Source organism: Chitinophaga filiformis (assembly GCF_021646545.1).
GTDB classification, from domain to species: Bacteria; Bacteroidota; Bacteroidia; order Chitinophagales; family Chitinophagaceae; genus Chitinophaga; species Chitinophaga filiformis_A.
The window spans coordinates 59,529-84,502 of sequence record NZ_JAKIRP010000018.1; the positions used below are offsets into that span (position 1 = coordinate 59,529).

The 24,974-nt window shown below is 44.1% G+C and carries 21 protein-coding genes and 2 tRNA genes; 10 read left to right on the forward strand and 13 right to left on the reverse strand.

What is annotated here, in order from left to right; translation table 11 throughout:
- Nucleotides 1-62: 62 nt before the first annotated feature.
- Complete coding sequence (locus L3C95_RS30175; RefSeq protein WP_236393997.1) at nt 63-1,211, forward strand: hypothetical protein; 1,149 nt, start codon at nt 63-65, stop codon at nt 1,209-1,211.
- A 173-nt stretch (nt 1,212-1,384) separates the two neighbouring features.
- On the opposite strand, the gene L3C95_RS30180 is transcribed toward L3C95_RS30175, so the two are convergent.
- Nucleotides 1,385-1,912: a hypothetical protein gene (locus L3C95_RS30180; RefSeq protein ID WP_236393998.1), complete on the reverse strand. Its 528-nt coding sequence runs from the start codon at nt 1,910-1,912 to the stop codon at nt 1,385-1,387.
- A 578-nt stretch (nt 1,913-2,490) separates the two neighbouring features.
- Between L3C95_RS30180 and L3C95_RS30185 the strand changes: the two genes are divergently transcribed.
- The 5 genes from L3C95_RS30185 (at nt 2,491) to L3C95_RS30205 (ending at nt 9,252) form a co-directional block, all read left to right on the forward strand.
- Nucleotides 2,491-6,300, forward strand: a complete 3,810-nt coding sequence (locus L3C95_RS30185; RefSeq protein ID WP_236393999.1) for a T9SS type A sorting domain-containing protein — start codon at nt 2,491-2,493, stop codon at nt 6,298-6,300.
- A 238-nt stretch (nt 6,301-6,538) separates the two neighbouring features.
- On the forward strand, nt 6,539-7,222 hold the full coding sequence (locus tag L3C95_RS30190) for a hypothetical protein (RefSeq protein ID WP_236394000.1): 684 nt from the start codon (nt 6,539-6,541) through the stop codon (nt 7,220-7,222).
- A 461-nt stretch (nt 7,223-7,683) separates the two neighbouring features.
- Entirely contained in the window at nt 7,684-7,848 is a 165-nt protein-coding gene (locus L3C95_RS30195) for a hypothetical protein (protein ID WP_236394001.1), read from the forward strand.
- Nucleotides 7,849-7,906: 58 nt separating this feature from the next.
- Complete coding sequence (locus tag L3C95_RS30200) at nt 7,907-8,848, forward strand: hypothetical protein (RefSeq protein WP_236394002.1); 942 nt, start codon at nt 7,907-7,909, stop codon at nt 8,846-8,848.
- Entirely contained in the window at nt 8,845-9,252 is a 408-nt protein-coding gene (locus L3C95_RS30205; protein WP_236394003.1) for a MauE/DoxX family redox-associated membrane protein, read from the forward strand. Before L3C95_RS30200 ends, L3C95_RS30205 begins: the two co-directional genes overlap by 4 nt.
- Before the next feature lie 129 nt (nt 9,253-9,381).
- Here L3C95_RS30205 and L3C95_RS30210 read toward each other — a convergent pair whose 3' ends face one another.
- The 7 genes from L3C95_RS30210 to L3C95_RS30240 all read right to left on the reverse strand — a co-directional run bounded on the left by L3C95_RS30210 (nt 9,382) and on the right by L3C95_RS30240 (nt 18,570).
- Complete coding sequence (locus L3C95_RS30210) at nt 9,382-11,004, reverse strand: RagB/SusD family nutrient uptake outer membrane protein (protein WP_236394004.1); 1,623 nt, start codon at nt 11,002-11,004, stop codon at nt 9,382-9,384.
- A gap of 10 nt (nt 11,005-11,014) precedes the next feature.
- A complete protein-coding gene (locus L3C95_RS30215) occupies nt 11,015-14,338 on the reverse strand; it encodes a TonB-dependent receptor (RefSeq protein ID WP_236394005.1) in 3,324 nt (1,107 codons plus the stop codon).
- A 63-nt stretch (nt 14,339-14,401) separates the two neighbouring features.
- A complete protein-coding gene (locus L3C95_RS30220; protein WP_236394006.1) occupies nt 14,402-15,547 on the reverse strand; it encodes a FecR family protein in 1,146 nt (381 codons plus the stop codon).
- 71 nt (nt 15,548-15,618) lie between these two features.
- On the reverse strand, nt 15,619-16,209 hold the full coding sequence (locus tag L3C95_RS30225) for an RNA polymerase sigma factor (protein WP_236394007.1): 591 nt from the start codon (nt 16,207-16,209) through the stop codon (nt 15,619-15,621).
- A gap of 163 nt (nt 16,210-16,372) precedes the next feature.
- Nucleotides 16,373-16,588: a hypothetical protein gene (locus tag L3C95_RS30230; protein WP_236394008.1), complete on the reverse strand. Its 216-nt coding sequence runs from the start codon at nt 16,586-16,588 to the stop codon at nt 16,373-16,375.
- 100 nt (nt 16,589-16,688) lie between these two features.
- Nucleotides 16,689-16,913, reverse strand: a complete 225-nt coding sequence (locus L3C95_RS30235; protein ID WP_236394009.1) for a hypothetical protein — start codon at nt 16,911-16,913, stop codon at nt 16,689-16,691.
- Between the two features lie 70 nt (nt 16,914-16,983).
- Nucleotides 16,984-18,570 carry a hypothetical protein gene (locus L3C95_RS30240; RefSeq protein ID WP_236394010.1) on the reverse strand — a complete coding sequence of 529 codons (1,587 nt, stop codon included), beginning with the start codon at nt 18,568-18,570 and terminating at the stop codon, nt 16,984-16,986.
- A 223-nt stretch (nt 18,571-18,793) separates the two neighbouring features.
- Between L3C95_RS30240 and L3C95_RS30245 the strand changes: the two genes are divergently transcribed.
- Nucleotides 18,794-19,408 carry a hypothetical protein gene (locus L3C95_RS30245; protein WP_236394011.1) on the forward strand — a complete coding sequence of 205 codons (615 nt, stop codon included), beginning with the start codon at nt 18,794-18,796 and terminating at the stop codon, nt 19,406-19,408.
- Between the two features lie 27 nt (nt 19,409-19,435).
- Entirely contained in the window at nt 19,436-19,825 is a 390-nt protein-coding gene (locus L3C95_RS30250; RefSeq protein WP_236394012.1) for a hypothetical protein, read from the forward strand.
- Nucleotides 19,826-19,995: 170 nt separating this feature from the next.
- On the opposite strand, the gene L3C95_RS30255 is transcribed toward L3C95_RS30250, so the two are convergent.
- From L3C95_RS30255 to L3C95_RS30265, 3 genes are all read right to left on the reverse strand, one after another.
- Nucleotides 19,996-20,074 (reverse strand) — tRNA-Cys (locus L3C95_RS30255).
- Nucleotides 20,075-20,167: 93 nt separating this feature from the next.
- Nucleotides 20,168-20,238 (reverse strand) — tRNA-Trp (locus tag L3C95_RS30260).
- Between the two features lie 343 nt (nt 20,239-20,581).
- A complete protein-coding gene (locus L3C95_RS30265; protein WP_236394013.1) occupies nt 20,582-21,118 on the reverse strand; it encodes a hypothetical protein in 537 nt (178 codons plus the stop codon).
- 334 nt (nt 21,119-21,452) lie between these two features.
- On the opposite strand from L3C95_RS30265, the gene L3C95_RS30270 reads away from it, so the two are divergent.
- Both L3C95_RS30270 and L3C95_RS30275 read left to right on the forward strand, forming a co-directional pair.
- Nucleotides 21,453-22,613: a hypothetical protein gene (locus L3C95_RS30270; protein ID WP_236394014.1), complete on the forward strand. Its 1,161-nt coding sequence runs from the start codon at nt 21,453-21,455 to the stop codon at nt 22,611-22,613.
- Between the two features lie 414 nt (nt 22,614-23,027).
- On the forward strand, nt 23,028-23,849 hold the full coding sequence (locus L3C95_RS30275) for an ion transporter (RefSeq protein ID WP_236394015.1): 822 nt from the start codon (nt 23,028-23,030) through the stop codon (nt 23,847-23,849).
- Between the two features lie 7 nt (nt 23,850-23,856).
- Here the strand turns inward: L3C95_RS30275 and L3C95_RS30280 are convergent, their stop codons facing one another.
- A complete protein-coding gene (locus tag L3C95_RS30280; RefSeq protein ID WP_236394016.1) occupies nt 23,857-24,333 on the reverse strand; it encodes a hypothetical protein in 477 nt (158 codons plus the stop codon).
- Nucleotides 24,236-24,961, reverse strand: coding sequence for a glycine-rich domain-containing protein (locus tag L3C95_RS30285; protein WP_236394017.1), 726 nt, complete (start codon nt 24,959-24,961; stop codon nt 24,236-24,238). Before L3C95_RS30285 ends, L3C95_RS30280 begins: the two co-directional genes overlap by 98 nt.
- Nucleotides 24,962-24,974 lie beyond the last annotated feature (13 nt).

Below are 24,974 nucleotides of genomic sequence, written 5' to 3' on the forward strand. Positions count from 1 at the left end.
ATAAAGACACACATCCTCAAAACCATTTCTGAATCCGCTCACTTAACCAACAATCCCGTTATATGAAAACAACATTTTCCTTTTGTAAACCCATGTTCCTGAAAACCTTCAGCTTATTGGGGCTTTGTGTCCTGCTTGCAGGTGCTTGCCGGCGTGATGTAAAAGAGACAGTTCCGCAGGGCGCTAAAGGAACTGTTTCTGATCTTCTGGCCAGTCAGATAAAACAGCAAGGCCACACCGTTACTGTCCCGGTCAATAGAAGTGTACCTGGCATACTAACAGATGCTAATGGCGTAGAAATCAAAGCAAATCTTTCCGGACGAATATTGACTACACCGGATGAAATCTGCGAAGACCCATCACTGGCTGTTGTTGGGCCGAATACATTCACAACTGTGAAGCATACTATTTACGACTGCCAAAACGTGAAGCATACATTGATATTGGAATGGAAGATCCGTAGTTCTTTCGACCTGGTGATGACTAACCCCAATAATGCTTCACAGTTCAGTAAAGGAAGGATAAGGATAAAATCCGGCACCACCGTCACGTTTCAGGACTTAAGTATTCCTCTGACTACGCTTACATATACAGGAGACGATCCCAATGAGCCGGGAGTAAAACAGTATACTCTTACTTATACTAAAACTGACATTCCGGATCAGTACCTGACTGAGGGCGCTTATACTGCAATAGAGGGATCTGCAGTGGTATATACCGATTGTGCGGTGACTTATCTTATTACAACGCCTTATGCGCCAATATCTCCATATGGTACGGGACTTGACCCATGTCAGCGGATAGACAATGTATATATAACTCCAGCCACACCATCAACACCGCCGCTTTCCACTATTGATTGTGGCGTGATAGCCGGTAGCTATGTTGTGGGCAGTCCGGGCGCCTGCCAGAATTATGTCTTTAATATGGCAAGCCAGGTGCAGGTCAAAAAGGCCGGCGATCCGGATGCCAATTACGTGAATATTCAGTCCCTTGTTGTTGGTTCCAGCTCTCCGGCTACTACTGACGGTTTAGTGTACTATTGGGAGATTAGACGTATGCCGCAGCTGCAGTTCTATGTTCCTGGTGTTACAAATGCGTCTTTCCCGGGCGACTTTACCTTCAGGTGGAGGAATGCACATGGTACCGCGCCTAACACCTGTTATGGCCCCTGGTCAACACCTGTGACATATACGATCTATGATTTCTGATTAGATAAAGTAAGAACATACATGAAACGAAGCAGGAGGAAGGCGTTATCCCTTCCTCCTTTGCTATGCTAATGAATAGCATGAAAATATATCGGTAACGACCTGGCGGATGGTTAGTTAGAACAGCCATTATCCGTGGGTGGTTATTAGTCATGGTCAGTTTGTAATAACGCTTAAAGCGTTACTTCAAATAACATCCGGTTGACTATTCCTGCGGGCTTAAACGGATGGTCCTCGATTGCAAGATCGGTTACAGCCATATAATACGGGTTACACTTATTGTCTGATTTTACTTTCATATTGGTATAGGATAGCGTAGCGCTACCTACATCTGGAATGTTTATCTTATATCTGAATGCGCCCTGTTTTGTATCAGCAATATGAAACACGAGTGCTCCATACGCTGGCGCCGCTGAGTCCTTTCTAATCATGCCTTGTTGTGCCGGAAGGTCTGTTCCCTCGACAGTGATCGCTATAGCCGATGCATCAATGTTTTTTGATAGGAGAATATTCTCTCCCGTTTGTCCGTCTATAAATAAGAGTCCTACCATCGTAGGTGGTCGTTCGCTAAGTATATCTTCGCAGGGATCGGGTTGTGTTGATTTCCGGCATCCTGGTCCGAGACTTAGTGTAGTCAGAGATATCAATGCCAGATAATAAAATTGCTTTGTACAGAAATGGGTTAATCGTCTTTCTTTCATAAGGGATTTGTTTTAAAATGCGGCGGTCAATTATTAAATCTGAAAGAGAATGAGTTTATACAAGACAAGGCCCGTATAGGGGCTCTGTACAGCGATATGCTACTCGCTGTGGTTACAAGAAAATAAGAGTTGTTAATAAGAACTGTATTAGGTTCAGATAACTGTGGGGAAGTCAAGTACTTTGTTTTTTTACGGGTAACAACTCGTGGTAATAATAAATCGTAAAGAAGATTGATATTCATAACCGAATTTACACAAAAAGAATTATTCGCAAACACTCAAAAAAAGACGCGATGCCCGCCTTTTTTCATTTTATGGGCTGTAGGCCGGGATTGGCCCCTTGGGCTTCATGGTAGACGAGGGAGCGCGAGAGCGGTGGCGTCAGGAGTTAATGTACTCAGTTGCGACCGCCTGAATTCCAGCGGGAGAAAACAAAGATTGGCCGATGTGTCTCCCGATTCTGGTCTTATCGGGATAGTTTGTAGTCAAAATTGCTTAATTTCGCGCGCGCAGAAGTTTGCAACCTATATCTATAGCAGCCCCGCGCCGTTAAAGAAATTTTTTTGAAACATTACTCTATGCCATTTAACTCAGCCTTCAGACCTGTGATAAAAGTAGGTCTTTTTTTTGCTTTACTTTTTGGGACAGTATTAGTAATACCACTATCGGTATCCGCGCAGGCTCCTTCCAATAATGAATGTTCCGGAGCCATTACATTACCTGTGAACAACAATATAAGTTCGAATCTTGTTTACAAGGGCGCTTTGGGCTACGCTACTGAAAGTATGCCGGCATGTATCCGGTCTTCTTATCCGGCCAAGGATGTCTGGTATAAGTTTGTTGCCACGTCGGCTACCCATAACATTACACTCAAACCGATCGAATATGCTGATTACACTTTCGAGGTATTTAGTGGCACATGCGGTTCATTGCAGTCGATAGCCTGTATAAACCTTACGTACCTGGATGAAATGGAAGTAACTGTTTTGACAAACCTGTCAGTGGGAGAGACTTATTTTATAAGGGTTTATAACGTATTTGGCAGTGCATCGCCGTCGGGCACATTTAGTATATGCATTAATACCAATACCAGTACTATTAATAACGACGAATGCGAGGGCGCTATTAATATTTCAACTGACGGTACCAGGTACCGGTCTACTAATATAGGAGCTACCTTGTCAATGCCCGCGTGTGCCGGAATGACCGACAGGGATATATGGTTTAAGTTTACAGCGACCAGTTCGCGGCATAGAATATATACTGGTACTCTTAATGGCGGTCCTAATGATCCCGTGGTAATGGAATTTTTTGAAGGTAGGTGCGGCGCACTTGTGCCGAGATCATGCTTCAATAAAAGTGGACAGGTTGCAGATTTTACAGACCTTGTTCGGGGGAGAACCTATTATTACCGGGCCTATTTCGGAAACGGCAGCGGCTTGAACACCGACTTTACTACCTCCGTATACAGCCCTGGACTGCCTCCGAAAAATGATGAATGTACAGGAGCTGTGACACTTCCGGTGAACAATAATACTTCCACTACGCTGAGCTACACCACAAATTTTGGCACTGTGACAGAGTCAATGCCATCCTGCGTAGCGGGTGTCAATACGGCCAATGATGCCTGGTATAAATTCACTGCCACCAGTACGACGCATAACCTCACGATTACGCCTGAGACCTATGATGACTTTATATTCGAGGTGTTTAAAGGGGATTGTCAGAATTTAGTGTCTATAGCATGTGTCAACGTAACATTTTCTAACGAAAAAGAGGCTGCCGTTTTGACCGATCTCAATGTTGGAGAAACCTATTATCTGAGACTGTATGAGCGATGGGGCAAGGCATCGCAGGAAATGCGACTGAATATATGTATTAACACAAATACAAGTACTATCCCTAATGACGAATGTGAAGGTGCTACCAATGTGGAAGTATCCAGTCCGACAGCAATTTCCCAGGTAATAAGTACTAATGTAGGAGCCACGTTATCCAGACCTGCGTGTATAGGTGCTGCAACGAATGACATCTGGTTTAAATTTATTGCAAAACAAAGCAGACAGCAGGTTGTCTGTGGCGCTGAATCTGGAAATGATCCCATTGCAGTAGAGGTGTTTAAAGGTAGCTGTACGGGTTTGACCTCCATCTTTTGTAAGGCTGATCCCAGTCAATTATCCGATCTTCAGAACCTCACGGTAGGGGCAACCTATTATTATCGCGTTTACTTTTCTAATGGGTCTGATTTGCGGACGAATATAAGTACAAGAGTAGTCAGTGTACCTCCGCCGCCTGCCAACGATGAGTGTAGAGGTGCTGTAGCGCTGGCGGTGAATAAAAATGGTACCAACACGCTTAACTACAATGGTACGTTGGGGTATTCTACTCAGTCGATGGCCGGGTGCATTGACTATGGATTGATGGCGTGCGATGTGTGGTACAAGTTCACAGCTGCATCCGCTACACATACTATTAATTTAACACCAACGAGTTTTGATGACTATATATTGGAGGCGTTCAGTGGTTCCTGCGACCAGCTTACATCTCTTGCTTGCGTAAACAATACGGGGCTGAATGAAAAAGAAGTGGTAGTATTGAATAATCTTGTGCCGGGTCAAAATTATTATATACGTGTATATGGAGGAGCCGGCTGGTCATCTCCTTCAAAAACATTTAACATAAGCATCAATTCAAATACAGTTACAATACCAAATGATGAGTGCAGCGGAGCAATAAATATTCCTACTACCGGGTATCAATATGGAGTTGCATATTCCAACATCGGAGCGACCCTGTCTTTGCCTGGCTGCTCCGGGACAGCCAACAACGATATCTGGTTTAAATTCAAAGCTAATACTACACGCCACCAGATTGCGGCGGCAACTTCGTCTGGGGACTTACCTGTTTTTATAGAATTATTCAAGGGAAGCTGCAGTGATCTTACTTCCATATTATGCTTCGATTATGCCAGTGGTGTTGCAGACATCGATAACCTGACTCCCGGACAAACTTATTATTACCGGCTCTATATAAGTGCGGGCAGCCCCTTGCGTACAGATTTTATTACGTATGTAAACGCAGTTGGTCCACCTGTAACGTTTCCCGGTGTACCTGTATTAGCGGCCGGTCGTCAATGTGCGAACGATACGCTAAAGATAGCTGTTAGTGGTATTGGTAGTGGAAACACCTGTAAAGGATATTGTGACGGAATAGAAATGACATTTGACAAGGATAGGTCAATCTTATGGCTGACTCAAAATCAACCCGGTAAGCATGTTATTAGAGCGATACAATTATCTCCTGATAATCTGAGCAGTGACACTTCAGTCGCCGAAACCACTACTGATGTGCCGCTTACACCGCGCATATCTATATTACCCACGTCGTCGATTTGTAAGGGAAGTACGCTTACTTTGACGGCTGACTACGAAAATGGAGGATCACAACCAAATATTACGTGGTGGGTAAATAATACAATAGCCGCGACTGCCGCAAATACTTATACAGCTTCGTCATTTAAGAATGAAGATCAGGTGTGGGTGGTGCTAAAGAGTTCTGAATTCTGTGTTACCAGCAAAGAAGTAGTAAGTACACCGGTTTCGCTGTCAGTGAAAGAAAGAACTATCATGAAAGGTGCTGTGGATTGTCCGGATGAAATATGTGCATCCGCCTTCAAGGTTAATGTTTCACCTGCTATTGACTATGTTCCATTGAACTCAGCAGTTGAATTATTTGAAATAAGCAATGAAGGCGTGCAGACTTCCGCAGGAACTGCGTTATTTGCAGGGGAAGCGCTTCAATGGGATGTTACACCCGTAAATGCTTCAGCGACAAAACGGTATTTTGCGGTTATTGTACCTCCGGACGAGGCATGTGCCGCACAGAATAATACAGATACGGCCATCATCCGTATGAAAGCAATGCCAAACAAACCTGTTATTTCTACATCCCGCAATTTATTGGAAGTTGCTAACCCGGAACCTGCTGCTAATTATGTATGGGAATTCCAGGAGGGGACGTCATGGCAACCTGTTGCGGGGGGGACCGGAACATCGCTGGCTGCATCCCGTATTGGCATTTATCATGTCATTGCTCAAAAAGATGGTTGCAGTAACATAAGCGAAGACAATGAATTGGTTTCGATACCAAATATAAATGCTTATCCTAACCCTGTTACGGATATTCTTTATATAGGGCCGCTTTTGGCGTCGGAAAACTGGCGGTCAGCAGATATCTTTGGTATAAATGGCATCTGCTATTTAACGGAAGATATCCGCAAAAAGGAAACGGCCGCTATTACAGTGGCAAATCTGCCAAAGGGAATGTACATAGTAAAGCTTATCAATAGCGCTGGCAAAGAATTACAATGGAAGTTTATGAAGCTGTGAGGCTTTACAAGCTAATACCGCGGAGGTGTCTCAGAACTATTTGAGACACCTCTTTTGTTTAGCATTAAATGCTCTTTGCCGTGCGCGGAGGAAGGTCGTCATCGTCAGCACCATACACTGAAACATATATAGACTATGCCGATCTTGATTATTCCCCCGACTTCACTAATTTTGCCCCTTTACAGCAGTGCAGATGTGGCCATTCGGCCATACGCTGCACTTTACAATGAACAATAGTATGACAAGTCCAATTGATATTACCGGTCCGGTCCGGAAACTGATCGACAAGATCGGGTCAGAATATGAACACGAAATTGTCCCTGTAAAGCCTGATCCTGCGGCTACTTTGGGGAATTCTTATTTTAATGTACAGGAGAAGGTTGCCAGGGATGGTGGTAATCTGGTTTACGGATGGGCCGTTTGGTTAAGTGATTTCATCTGTGAAGGCGAGCATTATGCAGTATGGGAAGACCAGGAGGGAAATCTCATTGATATCACCCCGCCGCGGGTGCCGCTGGAGAAGCTGTTGTTTATTCCCGATGACAGATTTATATATGAGGGAAAGCATATTGGGAGTATCAGGAGTAGCGTTGTAGATAATCCGCTGGTAGATCATATTATTCTATTGGCCGGAATGAAAGATTACTTGTTGGGCTTTGCTACCCGGGTAGGTAATGAACAGCACCATTTCAGTAGTACATTCATAGGAAATGTATACAATCACTATGATTCACTGTTCAATAATGCTGTGCTTTTTTACAGCGAGGGGGGAAAGCTGGGAAGCGTTTGTTATTGCGGCAGCATGAAACCATATAGCCAGTGCCATGGAAAGAATCTACCGGCATCTATGGAAAAGGTGAAGGACACCGTGGTAAAAATGAACGATCTTGCTAATGAGGAAAAAGGAGATCAAGAGGCGTAAAGGGATCACTCTTTCGTATTAGAACTGCAACAGCTGGAAATACAGGAAGCCGTCTTCATTACTTTGAAGGCGGCTTCCTGGTTTAATCACTCTCCGGAAGATTAGGTATTGGCAGGGTGTACCTCATTCATACCCCGGTTTGCTTCACTTACCGTTGCAAATACACTGGAAGAATGATAGCTATATTTGTGTACCCATTGCGTGGTAAAATATTGCAGTATCATTCAGTCCAAAGAGATATTGGTTTGCACATTGTTCCTTGCTGCCAGCTAAAAAGGACAAATGATCTCTCTCTTAGATTATGCGTAGTAAACTACCGCTTTACCGTATACGATGTAAAGATGTAGTATTCGAAAAAAATATCCCATTGTTAATATTGTAAATTCAAAAAGTATTCCTTAGCTTCACTCATATAACCCTATAGTATTCACTATTATTTTTTTTAACCCAAAAAGAAAGCCATGAAAAAGTTAGCTTTTCTGTTATTGGTGCTCGCTGTTGGCACTACTGTAGCTGTTGCCGTTAAGGCAAACCGATCCAAAGCAATTGCATACTGCCATTGCGAACCAGATCTGAAATGTAATTCTACCGGCGCATGGGGCATTAAAGTACAGATCTGCCCCTGAGTAAATTGCTATTCTATTAAATTAAAAGGTGTAAGGCTGCCCTTGCAGCCTTATCTTTATGAAAAGAGATCTACTGATATTATCAGCGCTGTTATGCTGCGCCATCATCACCACGTATATCCTTGCTAAAGGAGCTGAACCGGATAGAATATCTACAAACTACAAAAGGAGTTATGACCGATTCACTTTACAACCCATAGACACTGTTCTGTTTCCAGGAAGGGTAAGTATCATGAAAGCCGCTCAGGGTAATATATATGGATACGTATACAGTAAGAAAACCATCTTCAGATACAATACTGATTCACATCATGTAGATTCGTTTTACAGTAACAATGGGATAGTTACCCGACTGGAAATTGATACGAACACCCTCTATATTTTTGATGATAAAGAGGATAACGTAATTACCTATGGACCAGGGAAAAATACGCCCTATTATCTGAAGACCAGTTTCGATACCAGCAAAAAGGTTACACAACTAAAACTGAGAAAGTTTAGCACACCTGCATTTGACAGTGCGATATATGAATTTCCGCGTTTCGAAGACGGCGGGCTTTCGGCGGACGGATTTTACACCAGCAATCATCATCATCAATATTATATCTCCTTTTATAATTCAGGGATCATACAATATGATGATGCAAATGATGCTACTAAGCTGATATATACCATTGATCGTACTCCTCCTTCTAATATTGCTATACCAACGGGTAAGATATATACACGGTCCAGTAAATCTGTGATTGTCAACTCCACTGCTACAGCCGATGAAAAGCGTTTGTATGTGCTTTCTTATGTCTTATCTCAGGATGCTTTGAAAAGCAACTACAGAGGTCCTGTAGTAGATGTATATAATATTGAGAGCGGGGAATATGAAAGTAGTTTCAGGTTCCCTGGTTATCAGGGAAAGCCCGTACTACAACTAGCTAAATCCGCAGATACACTGATCGCTGCTTATGAAAATAACATTCTTCTTTTTAAGCTGAGAAACAAATGAAAAAACATATCATTACTGTCATTGTGGTCCTCATCTCCATGTTGTTTACCTATGCGGCTATTTTCAAGGCCATGGATTACTCCCTCTTTATGTCAGATATGAGTAAATCTCCCTTGCTTGTTAAGTATGACATGAACCTGCTGGCGCCTGTAGTGCTGGGCACCGAGTTTCTGATAGTTATATTACTGAACTTTACAGCCACCAGGAAAACAGGCTTCTTTCTATCTTTTTTTGTAATGGCGATGTTCAGCCTTTATCTGTCCACCCTGTATTTCTTTTTTACTAATATACCCTGCTCCTGTGGCGGCATCCTTGGAAAAATGCCTTATCCTGTACATATTGTTTTTAACATAGGCTTTACGGTATTGTCGGGAGTTGGTGCGTTACTTAGTAATAAGTCATAGATTTCGCTTTGAGTCGCGCATTATGCGTATTGGTACATAAGACAAAAATCCGCTACTGGTGAACTGTCTTCCCAAAAGTGTCTGCACTTTTGGGCACTTCTGCCAGCGCGGATTTTCTATGTGGTATTATTACCATTTTGGGTTCTGCTTCATGGCCGGATTGGCATTGATTTCTACCAGTGGAATGGGCCAGAGGTAATCGCGTTCAGGATCGAATATTCTGTTTTCAACAATTACCGGCTGGTTTGTGTTGGGATTGATGGCACCCATTGCCGGCCCCTTCAAGACTTCTTCTCCTATTCTCCAACGGCGTATATCGAACAGGCGGGTGCCTTCAAAAGCCAGTTCTACTTTTCTTTCCCGGCGGTATAGTTCACGTAATTTTTCCTGTGTATTATAGACGGCAGTATTTACATCGGGCATACCTGCTCTGTTGCGGATCTTGTTGAGGTACAGCAATACATCCGGATGTTGCCAGTCGTCGGATTCTACCAGTGCTTCTACATAACTCAGTAATATTTCAGCGTAGCGGATGATCATGAAGTTTAATGTACCGGCATTGTTGCGCGACACATCTTTGGCGTCAAGGTATTTCTTTACCCAGAAACCGGTTTGTGTAGATTGTGTTGCCCCGAGCTGGTCTACTGATCCTGCGGTAAAGGGATCTAAGAGGCGGTTCACAAATGTTTGTCCGGGGAAAAGTACACTGGCTGCCAGTCTGGGATCTCTGTTATTGTTGTACAAGGGATTTTTCCAGTAGTAGTTCAGACTGTCGGCTCCCAGCTCCTGCAATGTATGCCCCTGGAGTGTTTCGTAAGTATTCACCATGGCTGCAGTAGGGCCGTTACATGCTTGCCCGGACAGGCTTTTGGGGGCCAGTCTGAAAAATGCGCCGGAGTTGCCGGTACGGCGGAAAAGAATACGTTCCTTGTTTTCCAGTGCATCGTAGGTAAACAGTTGGGCATAACTGTTAACGCCGGAAGTAGTACTGTAGTGCAGGTCATATACTCCGAGGCCGATAATTTTCCTGGCATATTCGATCACCTTTGGGTAATTTTTTATGCTGAGAAATAGTTGTACCTGCATGGCATAACAGGCGCCTTTTGAAATACGGTAAGCCTCACTGGTAGGGTAGGATGCAGGCAGTACTTCGGCTGCGGAATCTAATTCGGCAGCAACGAAACTGACTACTTCCTCCTGCGTATTGCGGGGCACTGACGCACCTTCCTGCGGGTCCAGGCTTTTGCGTACAATGGGTATGGGGCCATAGAAAAGAAACAGGTTAAGGTGCGCCCTTGCCCGCAGCGCTCTTGCTTCTGCGGCACGTTGCTCTTTCACTACCGCGTTTTCCATGTAGATGCGGGAGTAGTTTTCCAATATACGGGAGGCGTTACGTATGTCTTTATAATTCTGGCGATAGGTATCGGAAAGATAGCCGTCTGTAGCTGTAACTGCGCCCAGCGGATAGCTGTTCCAGCTGCCGAAATTGGCCCGGAATACGGATTCGTCTGTAATGCCGCTCATATGAATGCGGCAGTTGGCCTGGTAGGAAGAGGAGGTGATCAGGGCGCCGGGCGACATCTGATTATTATAGATCACTTCCAGATAGTTAAACAGGTCGGATTCCAGTCGCCACCATTTTTCATCGGTGGTAGCAGTAGGGTTGTCCCTGTTGAGGTAATCTTTGGAACAGCCCCAGAGCAGGACTAATGCCAGCAAAGAAGTGAATATTTGTTTATGACGATGTTTCATATACGTGTTTTTAGAATTTAAGGTTAAGACCGAGCGTGTATGTCTTCAGTAATGGCACTGTATTCTGATTACCACCACTTTCCGGATCAAACAATTTTACTTTCGAGAAGGTGAATGCGTTTTGTGCATTGAAGTACACGCGCAGCATTTTAGCCCTTATTTTTCTGGCTAATGGAGCTGGAAGGGTATAACCTAGCTGTATGTAACGAACACGCAGGTATTTGCCGCTTATGCGCCAGAAATCTGAGAAATTGGCGTTGGTGCCTGGTGTGGGCGTCAGCCGTGGACGTGAGGCGCCTGTGCGCTGTGGTGTCCAGTAATCCAGTTGCGATTTTTGTGGAGTGCCGCTTTCTCCGCCGATATTCAATGGTATGGCAAAGTTGCCGCTGTAAAACAGGGGCGCGCCTGATTCTCCGGATAATAAAGTCTGGAAGTCTATATTTTTAAAATTGAAACCAAGGTTGAAAAAGAAGATATCAGTAGGTTCTGTATTTCCGAGCGGCACCCGGTCGAGATTATTGATGATGGTATCGCCATTGGCATTCAGGAAGTGCACATCGCCTGCTGCCTGACCATTCATCTTAAGGATCTTTGTATTATCGATATCAGCCTGCTGTAGTAATCCTTGTGTGGCATAGCCATAGTATTCTCTTAATGCGCCCCCCTCGTACATGATGGTGTTGCCGCTGATAATCGGCTGACCATTGGCGCTAAGACGCAGGATCCGGCTTTTGTTCCTGCTGTAACCTATGCCGGCGTCAAAGCTGAAGTTGCTGCCAAATGATTTATGATAAGATATCTTGATCTCCTGTCCCCGGTTTCTCACGCTACCTATATTAACAGGGGCTCCGTTGTTGTCGGCGCCGATACCTGTACCGCCTGTGTAGTTGGGCTGTGGTGTGATGATCATGTCGGTAGTTAGTTTGTCATACCATTCCGCAGTGATACTGATACCTGTTTTAAAATGGATGTCTGTGCCAACGTTCAGCTCTTTTACTTTTTCCCAGCTCAGGTTGGGATTGCCAATAACGGTTTCTGTACCATTGCCTGCATCGATTGTTGTCTGGTAGAGATAAGGATCTATATTATTATTACCCAGTACTCCCCAGGAGGCTCTGAGTTTCCAGGCGTCAAGGAATTTAAGATGGAAGAAACTTTCCTTATCGATATTCCAGCCTGCAGCAACAGAGGGAAATATGCCCCATTTTTTGCCATCGCCGAACAGGGAGGAACCGTCTCGGCGTAGGCCGGCTTCAAGTAAGTAACGACCGTCGTAGATATAGAATGCTTTTGCAAATATGGAACGTAGTGCCACATCTTTCCACGAATCAAAGGTGCGTAGTTCCTGTGTATAACCAGCGATCGCATTTACATTGTGTTTGCCAAAATCGTGGTTATAGTCCAGGTTACCCCCGAAATACAGGTAGCTTTCCCGGGCTGTGAGTGTGGCGGTTTTAATCGTTGCATAGTTTACGCCGGCGGTGCGATTGGTGTAATAGTCGAAGAAGATATAAGATTCCTGGTCTGCCTTGTCGAGACCTGAAGCGATGCGATAGCTGGCTTGTCCTTTCAGGCTAAGCCCTGGCAGGATATTCCATTGGGGGCGTATGTTGAGTAGAGCCTCATCGCGTGTTTTGCCCAGAATGCCGCCTTTTTCCAGCATAGCTACAGGGTTCCAGCTCTCGCCATAAATGCCATAGTAAGTGTAGTCAGGATTCTCTTCTTTCCGAGGATATCTGGCAATGATATTTGGTGGTACAGTGTAAATGCGCCGGTAGATATCGGTGGTTAATCTGTTAGTTGCATAGGGTTGATTTTGCACACTGCGTGAAGCAAAAAGATCCATATAAATGAAGAAGTTCTTCATCAGGTCTACGGTCGTATTGGCACGCACAGTGGTACGACTGTAATCAGAGTTCTTTACATGCCCCTGCTGCCATGTTTGATTGATAGAGAGGGAGAACCTTGCGGCAGTATTACCACCTGAAACCAGGATGGAATGTTGCTGTATCGGAATGGCATTTCGCAATACCAGATCGGGCCAGTTGGTGTTAGGGTATTTAACCGGGTCGCTGCCGTTTCGCGTCATGAGTATGGTAGAGTCGCTGTAGATTGGATTTCCGCCGGAGTTTTTCATCGCTTCATTGTTCATTTCCATCCAGGTGGCGGCATCTACGAAGTCCGGCATGTATTGTGGTCGCTGGATACCGTAGTATCCGTTGTATTCAATATTGGGTATGCCGGCAACGCCACGTTTGGTAGTGATGATAATTACGCCGTTGGCGGCCCTGGCGCCATACATGGAAGCGGAGGCTGCATCTTTGAGTACGGTGATACTTTCAACGGTATTAGGGTCGAGGTTATTCATGTCAAACGGTACACCATCCACGAGCACCAGTGGCGCAGCATTGAGAAGTGTACCTACACCGCGTATCCGGATGTCTGCCTGGTCGCCACCTACCAGTCCGGTAGTCTGGGATACCATAATACCAGTGGCGCTCCCCTGGAGCGCCTGAGAGAGTTGGGCAACAGGCTTGTTTTTCACATTGTCCATATTAACTACACTAACAGAACTGGCGATGTTTTTAACTTTCTGTGCGCCAAAGCCTGTTACTACTACTTGTTCTAAGGTTTTAAGATCTTCTCTCAGGGAGATGATCAGGTTGGCCTGTTCTTCGTTTACGATGTATTCCTGCGGCTTGTAGCCGATCATGGAGATCAGCAGGGTGCTGCCTTTGGGCACATGCATTTCAAAAACACCGTCTGCGTCGGCGGTAGCACCTTTGGCACCGTCTTTTATTTTAACGGTAGCACCTACCAGCGGTCCGGGAGGATCTTTGGCCTCCAGCACACGGCCCAGTACTCTTAACAGTTTCTGCTGCGGAGGATGGACGGAGGAGAGGTTGTCTTTGACGAGCTCTTTTTTCCTGACCACTACCGTTTTGTCGATAATATTATAGCTCAGTGGCTGGTCTTTAAAGCACAGGTCTAAGGCCTGTCTCAGTGAGGCTTCTTTTAGCTGTAACGATACAGGTGCTGCGTTAACCAGTTCTTTTTCTTCATACACAATATATACGCCTGCCTTTTTAGCAATTTTCTTCAGTACTGTTTGCAGGGGTTCATTATTAGCTTTCACACTGATGGTCTGGCAAACGGCGCTTGTATAGATAGTCATCATTGCCAGCAGCAAGCCGATAGGAGTAAAGCGCATAGTTGTGAGTGATTTTGTACGTTTTTCATAGCCATGCCTATCGGCAATCGGTTGCCGGTTATGGCATAGCAGTATTTTGGCCGCCGCTATATGCGGTGCTCCGTGGAAGTAATACAGATGCATAGATTAGTGGAATTTGATGATGGGCTATAGTTGATTACATTGGGCGTTGGTGATTTTGGTTGTTTAGGAATGAACAGATAACACGGTCAACTTTCTGTTTTCAAGTTTGCACTTAACTCCGTATAGGTCCAGTATTTTCAGTACGTCCGGCAGATTCATATCTCTGCCTATCTGGCCTCCGAATTTCTTCATAGTTAACTCCTTTGCCGGCGCCACCATGACGATCTCTATGTCGTACCATCGGGCGAGTTGTCGCAGGAAGGTGGGCAAATCGGTATTTTCCAGTTCAAATTTTCCGTTACGCCAGGCCAGTACATTTTCGAGATTAGCAGCCTGTACTTCCATTTCTCCGGTGGCAGGGTTCAGTTTGGATTGTTGTCCGGGGTGTAACAGGGCAGTAGCGCTTCCCCGTAATACTTTTACCGCTCCTTCTATCAGTGTAGTGTTCACCACCTGTTCGTCGCTGTAGGCCATAACGTCGAAGCTGGTTCCCAATACCTGTACTTCCATTTCACCTACTTTTACGATGAATGGTTGCTTGGCGTCGGGTGTAATTTCAAAGTATGCTTGTCCGTTGAGTATTACTGTTCGATTGTCTTTAAACTTTAATGGATATTTAAGAGAAGAGGCGGCGTTGAGCCATATATGGCTGCCGTCAGGGAGGCTTACCTGAAATACCCCGCCGGGGGGTGTGGTAAGTTCATTGAATGCATTGGCTTCATTGCCCTGATGCTCATATTGCAGTTTCCCCTGGTTTTGCTGAATAGCTATATTGCTGGTTTTAATCACCTGATTACCAGTATCGGTCAGTTCTACCCTGGAACCATCTGCGAGGGTTAGCACTGCTTTGGTGCCGCCGGGCTTTATTGTGGATGTGACCACAGCCAATGGTTTGGGTTGCTGTTGGCGTAGCAGCGGATAAGCGATAGCTGCCAGTACTAGCACGGCAGCTGCAAGCCACCAGTATTTTGGGTAATGGCGCAACGCCGGTGCATCGACCTGCTGCTGGATCTTATCCCACATACGCATGGAGGTATCGGGTGGCAAACGGTTATCCTGCTGCAGGTTTTGCTGAAAGATGTCTGCCGCCTGCTTCCGGAGTTCCTCCGCATCTGTAGATGCCAGGTATGATTCCAGCCATTGTTCATCTTCCGCACTGCGGTGCGGTGATGAGAGGATCTCTTTTAATCTTTGTTGATCGCTTTTCAAATGTCAGGGGGCTTTATTTATTATATATACAATTGGTAATTGAAAAAAGGGGGGAGAGGGCAGGAATTTTTTTAAAGAATTTCCATCAGCAGGAAGAGCAGCAGGGTAGTGTCATGGCTGACATGCTTATGTATATACTCCCGTAAGGTGTACATAGCATCTCCCAGGTATTCCTTTACGGTATACCTGGAAATACCCATCAGCCGGGAGGTCTCTTCATATGTACGGCCTTCCATCTTACAAAGCTGGAATACGCGTCTTTTTTGCGGCGATAACTGGCCGATGGCTGTTTCCAGTAACTTCCACTGTTTTTCGACAACCAGGAAATCGTTATCGATAGCAGGTTGCAGGGAGGCTTCCGCTGTTTTGCTTTTTTCGCGTAACTGCTTTTTGAGATGATTAAGGGCACGGTTAAAGGTAATGGTGAAAAGCCAGGGGCCTAATGGCCTGGAGATATCGACCTCTTTACGTTTTTCCCAGAGGGTAATAAATGCCTCCTGGATGATGTCTTCCGTTTCTGAAGAGGAGCGAAGTATCTGGAACGTTTTACGGTATAGTGCATGGTGGTATTTATCATACAGCGCTTTAAAGGCTGTCTGATCGCCGGCGGATAGTTCTTTCAGGAGTCCGCTTTCGTCGGGGAGGTTGGGTAAGTTAGTCAATAAGTGGAATTCAGGAATACTAATCTATCAAAAAGACAGGAATCAAACTGATATTGGATTGATAAAAACTGATGGTGGATTGCTGGGTTTGTTTTAGGTATATAAACAAAAAGGCCGGAGAATATTTCCGACCTTTCCGCTTTACTGCCGTTGCGGAGGTTTGTCAGCTTCCGCCCCGGGTATGTTTGTTGTCAATGTCTTCATCCCGTTTGTTTGTACGGGAATATTTCCCATTAGCGGAATCACCACGTGTACTGATGCTATCTTCTGTATTTTTTGGATTGTCTGGTAGTTTTTTGTAACCGGAGGGCATTGGATTTTTGGCGCCGGTGCGGTTCTCTTTGTCGTTGCCCTTTACACCTTGTCTGTTCCGTGTCATGATCATCTGTTTTGGTGAACTTTTATGGGTACAAATTTTATTCCGGAACAATGGCATGGGAGCGGAAGTGGTGAAGCAGCTTGTGCAATAACACAATACGTTATTTATCGCAGGCTTCGGTTATTTCTTTTCCTCCCAATGCTACGAAAGTACCCCATAGGCCTGTCCAATCTTCAAAGGCCGGATTACTGTCGCTACCCCAGCGAATTACGCCGTACATGCGCGAATTGCTATCTCCATCTACTTCTGTAAATTGGTCGGTCACTACTCCATATTCTTCATTCAGGCAGACCTTCATAAACGGGTAAAAGTTTGTTGTTTTCATATTTTTCTCAGACTAAGCTCATGCGGGGAATTACAGGAACCACCCTGAATGTGGCGGCTCCTGTAACTGATTACTTTAACAAGGCTTTGATATCTTTCCTTGTATCCTTGTTGGGTTCGATTTCCGCAAGTTTTTTGACCTTTTCCTGTATCTGGGGTGACCACTGTTGTTGTGTCCAGTTCGTTAATACATCAATGGCCATATTCCTGTTTTCCGTTACCGGGCTGTCAAGCGCAGCCAGGACAATAGGTTCGCCTTTTTGAGGGTAATCTTTAAGGAATACAAGTATGTTATTAAGGCACTGGTATTTCGAAAAGTTCTCTCCGAAGTCTGATCGGTCTTTAGGGCCGGTGGTATATTCCTGTAACGGAAGGTGTGTAAGCGCAAAATCAATGACACCAGTAACCTTTTCCTTAGGAGCATGTATGGCAACGTCGTACCAATATTCGCTATTAAGGGGATGCTGTTGTAATCTTTGCCAAACGATATCCCAGATATCAATGCCCAATATCGAGGCGGCACTTTTTGCCTGCCAATAGGTGCTTTCGTCATTGCTGGTTAATGCTTCCCTCGTTATTTGCTCCCATTCGCGGTTATTTAGAACGCTTAGCAGGTCGATCAGGCAATTGGAAACGATATCCTGCGTCCAGCCATTTTTCTCATGTTCGCCAATGTCTTCCGTCAGTCCGGTTAAAAATGACTTCAGTTTATCGAACTGTAAAAAGTCGAGGACATCGCTGGTGTGTTCATGGGCATGCCGGATATAATTTTCTATTACGTTGGGTGCTTCCTCATACATTGAAATATCTTCTGCTGGTCCGCCATTGATCAACGCATAAATGATTTCACCTGCAGCTTTGAACAGACGTTTATCAATTTGTGCCGCATCCAATTTCTCATGCAGCCGTCCGTTAGTTGCACAGGTATAAGCCAGGTATTCATACATGATACTGTTTTTATAACCTTCATAGACAAGCCACTCCTGGATTTCTGTGGTTAACTCCAGATTAATTAATCTGTTAACCAGCTGAATTTTACCCCAGCCGTCTACTTTCTGAGCCAGCTCCCATAGTGCTGGTGCTGGTGTATCCAGGATATTCAACAAGGCAATTGTAGCGTACAGGGTAAATTCATCATGCAGTGCCAGGATTTTTATAGCAGGTACGATGGATTGGTCCTTATATAATCCCACGATAGCGATACCCATTTTCACGCTGTTCCGGTGAGCTGTTTTAGTGATCAGGTCCTTCGCGAATGAATGCAGGTATGGCTCGACAGGCAAAGACTTTTCTATGAATGCTTCCTGGAAGTCGTCAACTATACCAATTATATTTTCCTGTTCTGTTATGAGTTTATAAAAGGTATACTCACTTGTTTGATCGCCATATTCAGCAATGTGTTTCAATAGTTTTACAAGCTTGCTGATAACGGCTTTCGATTTCGCAGATGTATGCGTGCCTGTCATGGCATCCAGTAACCCGGGTGCAAAAGACAGCATTTCCGGATCTTTTTCTACGTCGGGCAAGTCATGCGCGGAGTCTGTGAGTCGTCCGTTAGGGTCAACATGGTTGGAGATAAAGTTAAGAAGAGAATTTTCTGTTCTCCATTCTTTGTATTCTATTGGGGTATTTTTTGCGGGTAGTAATTTCTTAGTCATTGCCGTTATTATTTATAGTGCAATGTTAGACGGCGTATGCGCAGTGTTTTTGCGCAGGTGGGATTTTTTTTGTGCACGGTGCGGAGATATCGTGTTGCGATAGCAAAAAGGAGCGATATCACGTGTGCTTCATTTAAGATAGCGTTAATAAAGGTTGATGCTATTTATTTGTTAGGGGATAAAAACGAAATGCATTTATTATTTTAGTGTGACAATTATACCTATGACCATAAAAGATTTGCTTTATAAGGTGCTCGATTACAGATATGAGTGGGCTGCTAAGGAACTTAACAATAGCGAGCCGGCCAGGATAAGAATAGCACAGATTAAAGCACTGGCACAGGCATTTGGTCTGTTTAGTAATGAAGATGCCAAAAAATTTGCTAAGGATGACTATGTAACAAACGCGAAAGTTATTGAATACATTGTTGTTGGACATTTCTTGCATGTGCAGTCGTTCGAAAAAGTACACCCGTTAGTAAAGGAGAAAATTCTTGCTTTTACAAAACAACATTATCCAAGTGTTCATGATGCCAGACCTTTAAGGTTCGGTGATATCAGGTGGTTATTCAATGACTTGTTTATTTATAGACAGAAGCTTTATGAGGTTACTTATCCTTTTGGTGGAATGCTCGAGGGATTTTCTGCTGGGCTGTACTATGGGAGATCACTTCAGCATGAATTAAACGACATCATTGAAAAAAATATATCAGAGATTGATGAAACGCTTGCTATGATCCTTGATCCGGAAATGAGGCAACTGGATGCGCTTCCGCAGGGATATCCGGACGCTGACCTCGATTCGATAGACCATGATTGGTTAATGGAAAATTTATAGTTGGTATCATCTTAATTAGTGAAGTGTATGTGGTCAGCTCTTTATTGGTATTACGAGTTAAGGGGCGATAGTACGTACAGCCACCAGCTGCCTACGGATCTCGTTCTAAAGGTTTTGGAAGAGACGGGTGTGTTATTGAAGAAAGGAAAACAGCTGTTTTATAATGCTGAAGGTTTTCCCTGGATAGATGTCTCGGTCATTAACTCCGTTGATGGCAGTTATGGCCATCCGAAAGATTTTAACAGCAAGGTAGTCACTCTGATCGCTGTGGTTGGGTCTAAAGGAGATCCTGCATATGAGAGCTTGTATATGGACCTGCTAATGGGGATTGCTGAAAAATTAAACTGGGAGTTGATAGAGGAAGGTGCAGGGGATGACGGTGAGGATATTGTTTTGAGAAGTGTCTTACGGAGCTAAAGTACTAACAGGGATGCGGTGTCAAGTTTGATGCAGGAGACGGCCGTAACAAGAAATCATAAGGATGGCCCTGTGAATGTAACCGATAACAAAAGACTGGAATGGTTTCTACAGTTTTGTTAACATTGCAACTTATATAAGTTGTCACTACAGCGTTATACAACTTTCAATGGAGAGCATGAGCGGAATCGAACCGCTGTTACCATAGTTTTGCAGACTATGCCCTAAGCCAACATTGGGTACATGCTCATAGGGAGGTAATGGATTGATCCATCGCAGTGTTACCTGAAGCCGCTTTACAGGATGCTGAGATGACGCAATACTTGCCTCACTTCGGAAAGGCACGGATTGAAGGATTCGAACCTTCACTACCAGTTTTGGAGACTAGCCGACTACCATTATCTTAAACCCGTATAAAACAAAAAGCCCGACTGGTATACCAATCGGGCAGCATAATAACGTGTATATTAACGTCATACAATAGTCCGATTGGCGCCGTTTGGACACCAACACAAACCGTTATATGATATAATTGTCTTCATTGATGCAAATATAGAATCAATTTTAATTATCAACAAATAGAATTTTCTCAAAAGCTTAAGATTAGCTATACGACCCATATTTGAGCCATACGAAAGTTGATTGGCCGCCATTGTTTGGGTTCTACGTTTATAACCCCAAGCTACAACATAATGGATAGCTTAAATACGAAAGTCTATACGGTTTTTGTTGGGGCATTCGTCGTCCTTATGATCATCAGGGATCAGGTAGTAGGTCTACAATGATACCATGCTTAAAAGTGACGTTAAAAACGGGTGCAGGAATCAGGTTGTAGTAAAAGATCATGTCAAGATATCCTCCTGGTAATATACGAATATCAGCAAGGTCTCTAATGTACTCGTCATGGTCTTCTCTGGTTTCAATGACAGGGTGCATTTCATATGTGTGTGGCAACCCGGGTTGAATGTAAGTGGTAAAGAGCGCATAAACCGCATCCTGTAATTGCCTGATATTGGCGTCTATGTTAGCTGTAAAGTTGGTGTAGGTGTCTGCAAATTCATCGAGGAGGTGATAATTTTCGCCGAGGATCGGTGCTATTGGTTTGTAGTATTCATCGGGGTGTGCTTTGATGTAATTGGGTGTGTGCGAGATATCAGGGTCGCCCAGATATACCGGAAAAGCTTTGTTTCCGAAGAAAGGATGACTGAATTTGATAGGGGAGGAATAGCCTTCGCCTCTGCTGTCGAAGATCCTGCCCCAAAAAGGGTGTATTATATCCGGAAGTGTTTTCATCTTTGAATGAGTATTGAATCCGGTATCTGGAAAAGGCAGAACAGCATTCATAATGGTTTAAAAACGTAATATACGTAATATGGCCTTTAAAATCCTTTCTGCGTCATACAACCTTATCCGTGGATCAGGAACCCAGGGGCAACCACCAACAGTTAGCATAGTATCTCTAAAAAGAAGGGTAATATATATAGCAAAAACCGGTTATGCGGGCGTGCGAAAGCATATTAACATTGAATGTTTGGCAAAAAGGTAAAAAAAACGTTATTTGCTAATTGTTACAGGCCTCCATGACTGTAGTCATAAATGTTATACCTATTACTGCAAATTATCCCTGATGAAAAATATTAGCTGGTTATTCGTATCAATTTTTACGCTGTCTGCTACCATTACAAATGCACAATATGCTGATGATAACGTCACTGTACATGATCATCTCACATCCAAAGACCCATTTAAGACAAATGGTAAGTCCATAGATATCGACAGTAGCAAACTCACTAAAATCTCGCTGCCGGACACGGTTACTGAAGCCGTAAGCGGGGTAGATATATCAGGGATAGAAATAGTGAATGCAGTGAGCGACTCTACCATATTAGGCTACATACAGACAGGCATGTTCAATAAATGGAAGCCAGCAGCTGCAGACAAGCCGCTTACAGAATTTCTGCAATCTTTTGTAAATAAGCAATATACTTATCTCTATAAGAAAGACGCAGGAAAACTCCTTTGGGTTATACAGGAAGTACGTATAAGTGAAAGAACATTTAGTATGAGTGAGCGCAGCTTCCTGCATTTTAAGGCCATTTCCTATACCGGGGATAGTAATGGTAGATTCAGAAAGGTGGCAGCACTGGATACCATCCTTGTAAGAGGCGGTATGGACGTCACGCGCAAACATGGCAACAACATAGCAGATGCTTTACAGTTATTATTGGCCAGATCTGTTCCGGCCCTACAAGCTAATGACACTGCATACACAATATCCGAGGTAAAGGAGAAAGCATTAGCACGTTACAATGTACCTGCATTCCAGGCAAAAGAACATACAGATGGCATTTATCTGACTTTTCAGGAATTTATTAACGACCAACCATCCTTTACTAATATTGCATATGATCTTGACGATAAGAAGGTACGCTTCTTTTATACAGACAGTACCGGAAAGAAGACCTATGTCGATAAATTCTGGGGAGTACGTAAAGAGGGGATGTTGCTTAAACAGCATTATAATGTGTTTATTCCTATTGATCAGAATCAGACCAGTATCTACCTGGTAAATTATCTTGCCATGGCACGGCGGAATAACAATGCAATTGCCTGGAGAGCCGTGGGAGCTGGACTTGGCGGAGGACTTATAGGAGGAGCTATATTGGGAGCTAGCGGAGGAGCCACAACTACAGGAGGTATTCCTTTGGTGGAAAACGTTCCATATATCGGGAAGAAAGCACCTTTGGCTACCCGTGTAGATATTGAAACAGGCGAATTCTCATTGTAATTTTCTATCAGTATAAAGCAAAAGGGAGAAATCATCCAGTGATTTCTCCCTTTTGCTTTATATCAATCATCATATCCGGTCCCTGCTCCTGGAAAGGTGTTCGATCAATCGGCCATCAACCATTTGTGCCTGGTAATGGGAGATTTTCAAACCAAATAATTTTGATTATCAGTAAATTACGGGCACTTGAAAGTGTATTAAGTTGAGTATAATTGATAAGTTGCTTACCAGACCGGCTTTTTAGTGGTTGTCCGGACTAAGTTTAAGCTCTGCCTTTAAAGGCCAAATAGTCTGGTGGTACAAATCAGGAATCTTTATTCACCTGTTGTAGAAAGCGGTTTATATTTGATGTTTTGATCAGGAGGCAGCAACTGCAGGTGCAGCAATTTCTACAAGTATTATAATTGAAAAGACATGGAGCAGGACACACGAGTTACATGGAGAAACAGACTTCACAATACTATTTATGAATCAAACACGATTGCAGGAAGGATATTTGACATCGCCTTATTGATCCTGATCATTTTAAGTATTGTCGTTGTGATGCTTGATAGCATTCAAATTTATCGTCAGCGATACGGCCAAATCTTTTACATGATGGAATGGTATTTCACTATTCTGTTTACGGTGGAATATATCCTTCGTTTAATAAGCATTAAGAAGCCTTTACGGTACGTTGTCTCTTTCTTCGGTGTAATTGATCTGCTGGCAATTCTTCCATCTTACCTGAGTGTATTTGTTATTGTTGGCGCTCAATCGTTGTTGGTGCTTCGTGCATTGCGACTACTACGCATATTCCGCATTTTTAAGTTGACCCACTTTCTGACTGAGATAGATTTTTTGAAAACAGCCATTTCGAGCAGTATGAAGAAGATCACCGTCTTTATGCTGGTAGTGCTTTTTACTGTCATTATTCTTGGATCTGTCATGTATCTTGTAGAAAATGGTGAAAATGGTTTTGCCAGCATTCCGGATAGTATATATTGGGCGATTGTGACAATTACCACGGTTGGCTATGGCGATATAGCACCGGTTACTCCGCTAGGTAAATTCATTGCTTCCATCATGATGTTTATTGGCTATGGAATTATTGCTGTTCCGACAGGCATTGTAACAAATGAAATGGTGAACGCCACAAGAGCCAGGAAGCATGGCCATGAGGCGTGTCCCGGATGTGGAAGGGAAGGGCATGACAGGGATGCGGTACATTGTAAATATTGCGGCGCTTTATTGTGATATACAATTAATTTTTTCTACTCCATAAACGCAGCAGCAGAACATTAAGCACGGTGAGCACGCATAGATACAAGATGGGTTTGTGATGATACAGTCCCTGGCATATGCGGCTCAGCGATATCAGAACGGTTATCCATAATAAGATGAGGGACAACCTGTCCAGCTTGACTGAGCTATACAAGCCAGCAAGATACAGCAGCAAATGGCCAGTTATTATGTGGACAAGGTACCAGGCAAGAAACTGTTTGCCTGCCAGGTGATATGGGAACCAGCTGGCCAGGAACAAGCCGCCAAATATGCAAGGTAATAAGAGATAGCCTGCTACGCCCGGCAGATAGCCTGTTTTAAACATTGGTACTACATTTTTTTGTTTCATAATTCTATTTTTAACTTCCGCATCCTCCGCATCCGCCACCACACCCGCTACCACATCCACTGCTGCAGCTACTTCCGCAACTACTTCCACTACTGCCATCACTGTCATTCTTTTTTCTTTTCTCTTCAGTATTATTTCCCCGCGAGCCGGCTATGATGGATCCAAGGGCTATCATACAGCCTATGGCAATGGGAAAAAACGATGTAGAGGTTTCGTTGCAGGCAGTAAGAAAGAAGAAGGGCAGCGGGAGTGTAGGAAGGATAAATCTTTTTAGGAACCGCGAGAGCGGGTTGGTGGAGGAGTGTTTGTCATCCCAGTATTCAGGTGGTGGTTCTGTATGGAACGTGTTGCGGTAAAGATCAAGGGTATCTGCCCGCCAGTTCCCGTGTTTGTTTCTTTCCTGTTGCCCGCCTGCTGAAGGATGGTGATGGATGTTGCGATTCAATGTTTTTCCGCAAAATTCTTCCCAGTAGTTCTGTGTGTAGATCAGGTGCAGATGCCATACCTCATCAATCACTTTGGAAGGCGAGGCACCCTGTGGTGAAATGCAACAGAGGAAAATAAACTTCCGGTATTCTTCTATGGCTTTCAACCCGAAATTGTAGTTCCATTTGTTCTCCCGTGCAAGCCTGTGTGAAAAGGGAAGCCGGGCATCAGGGGCATCCAGGGGAAAGGATAAGATCCTTTGCCATAGCAGCGCCTGTTCTTCCCTGGTAAGTGCTGTTGTTTGATTCATAACTGTTTGTTTC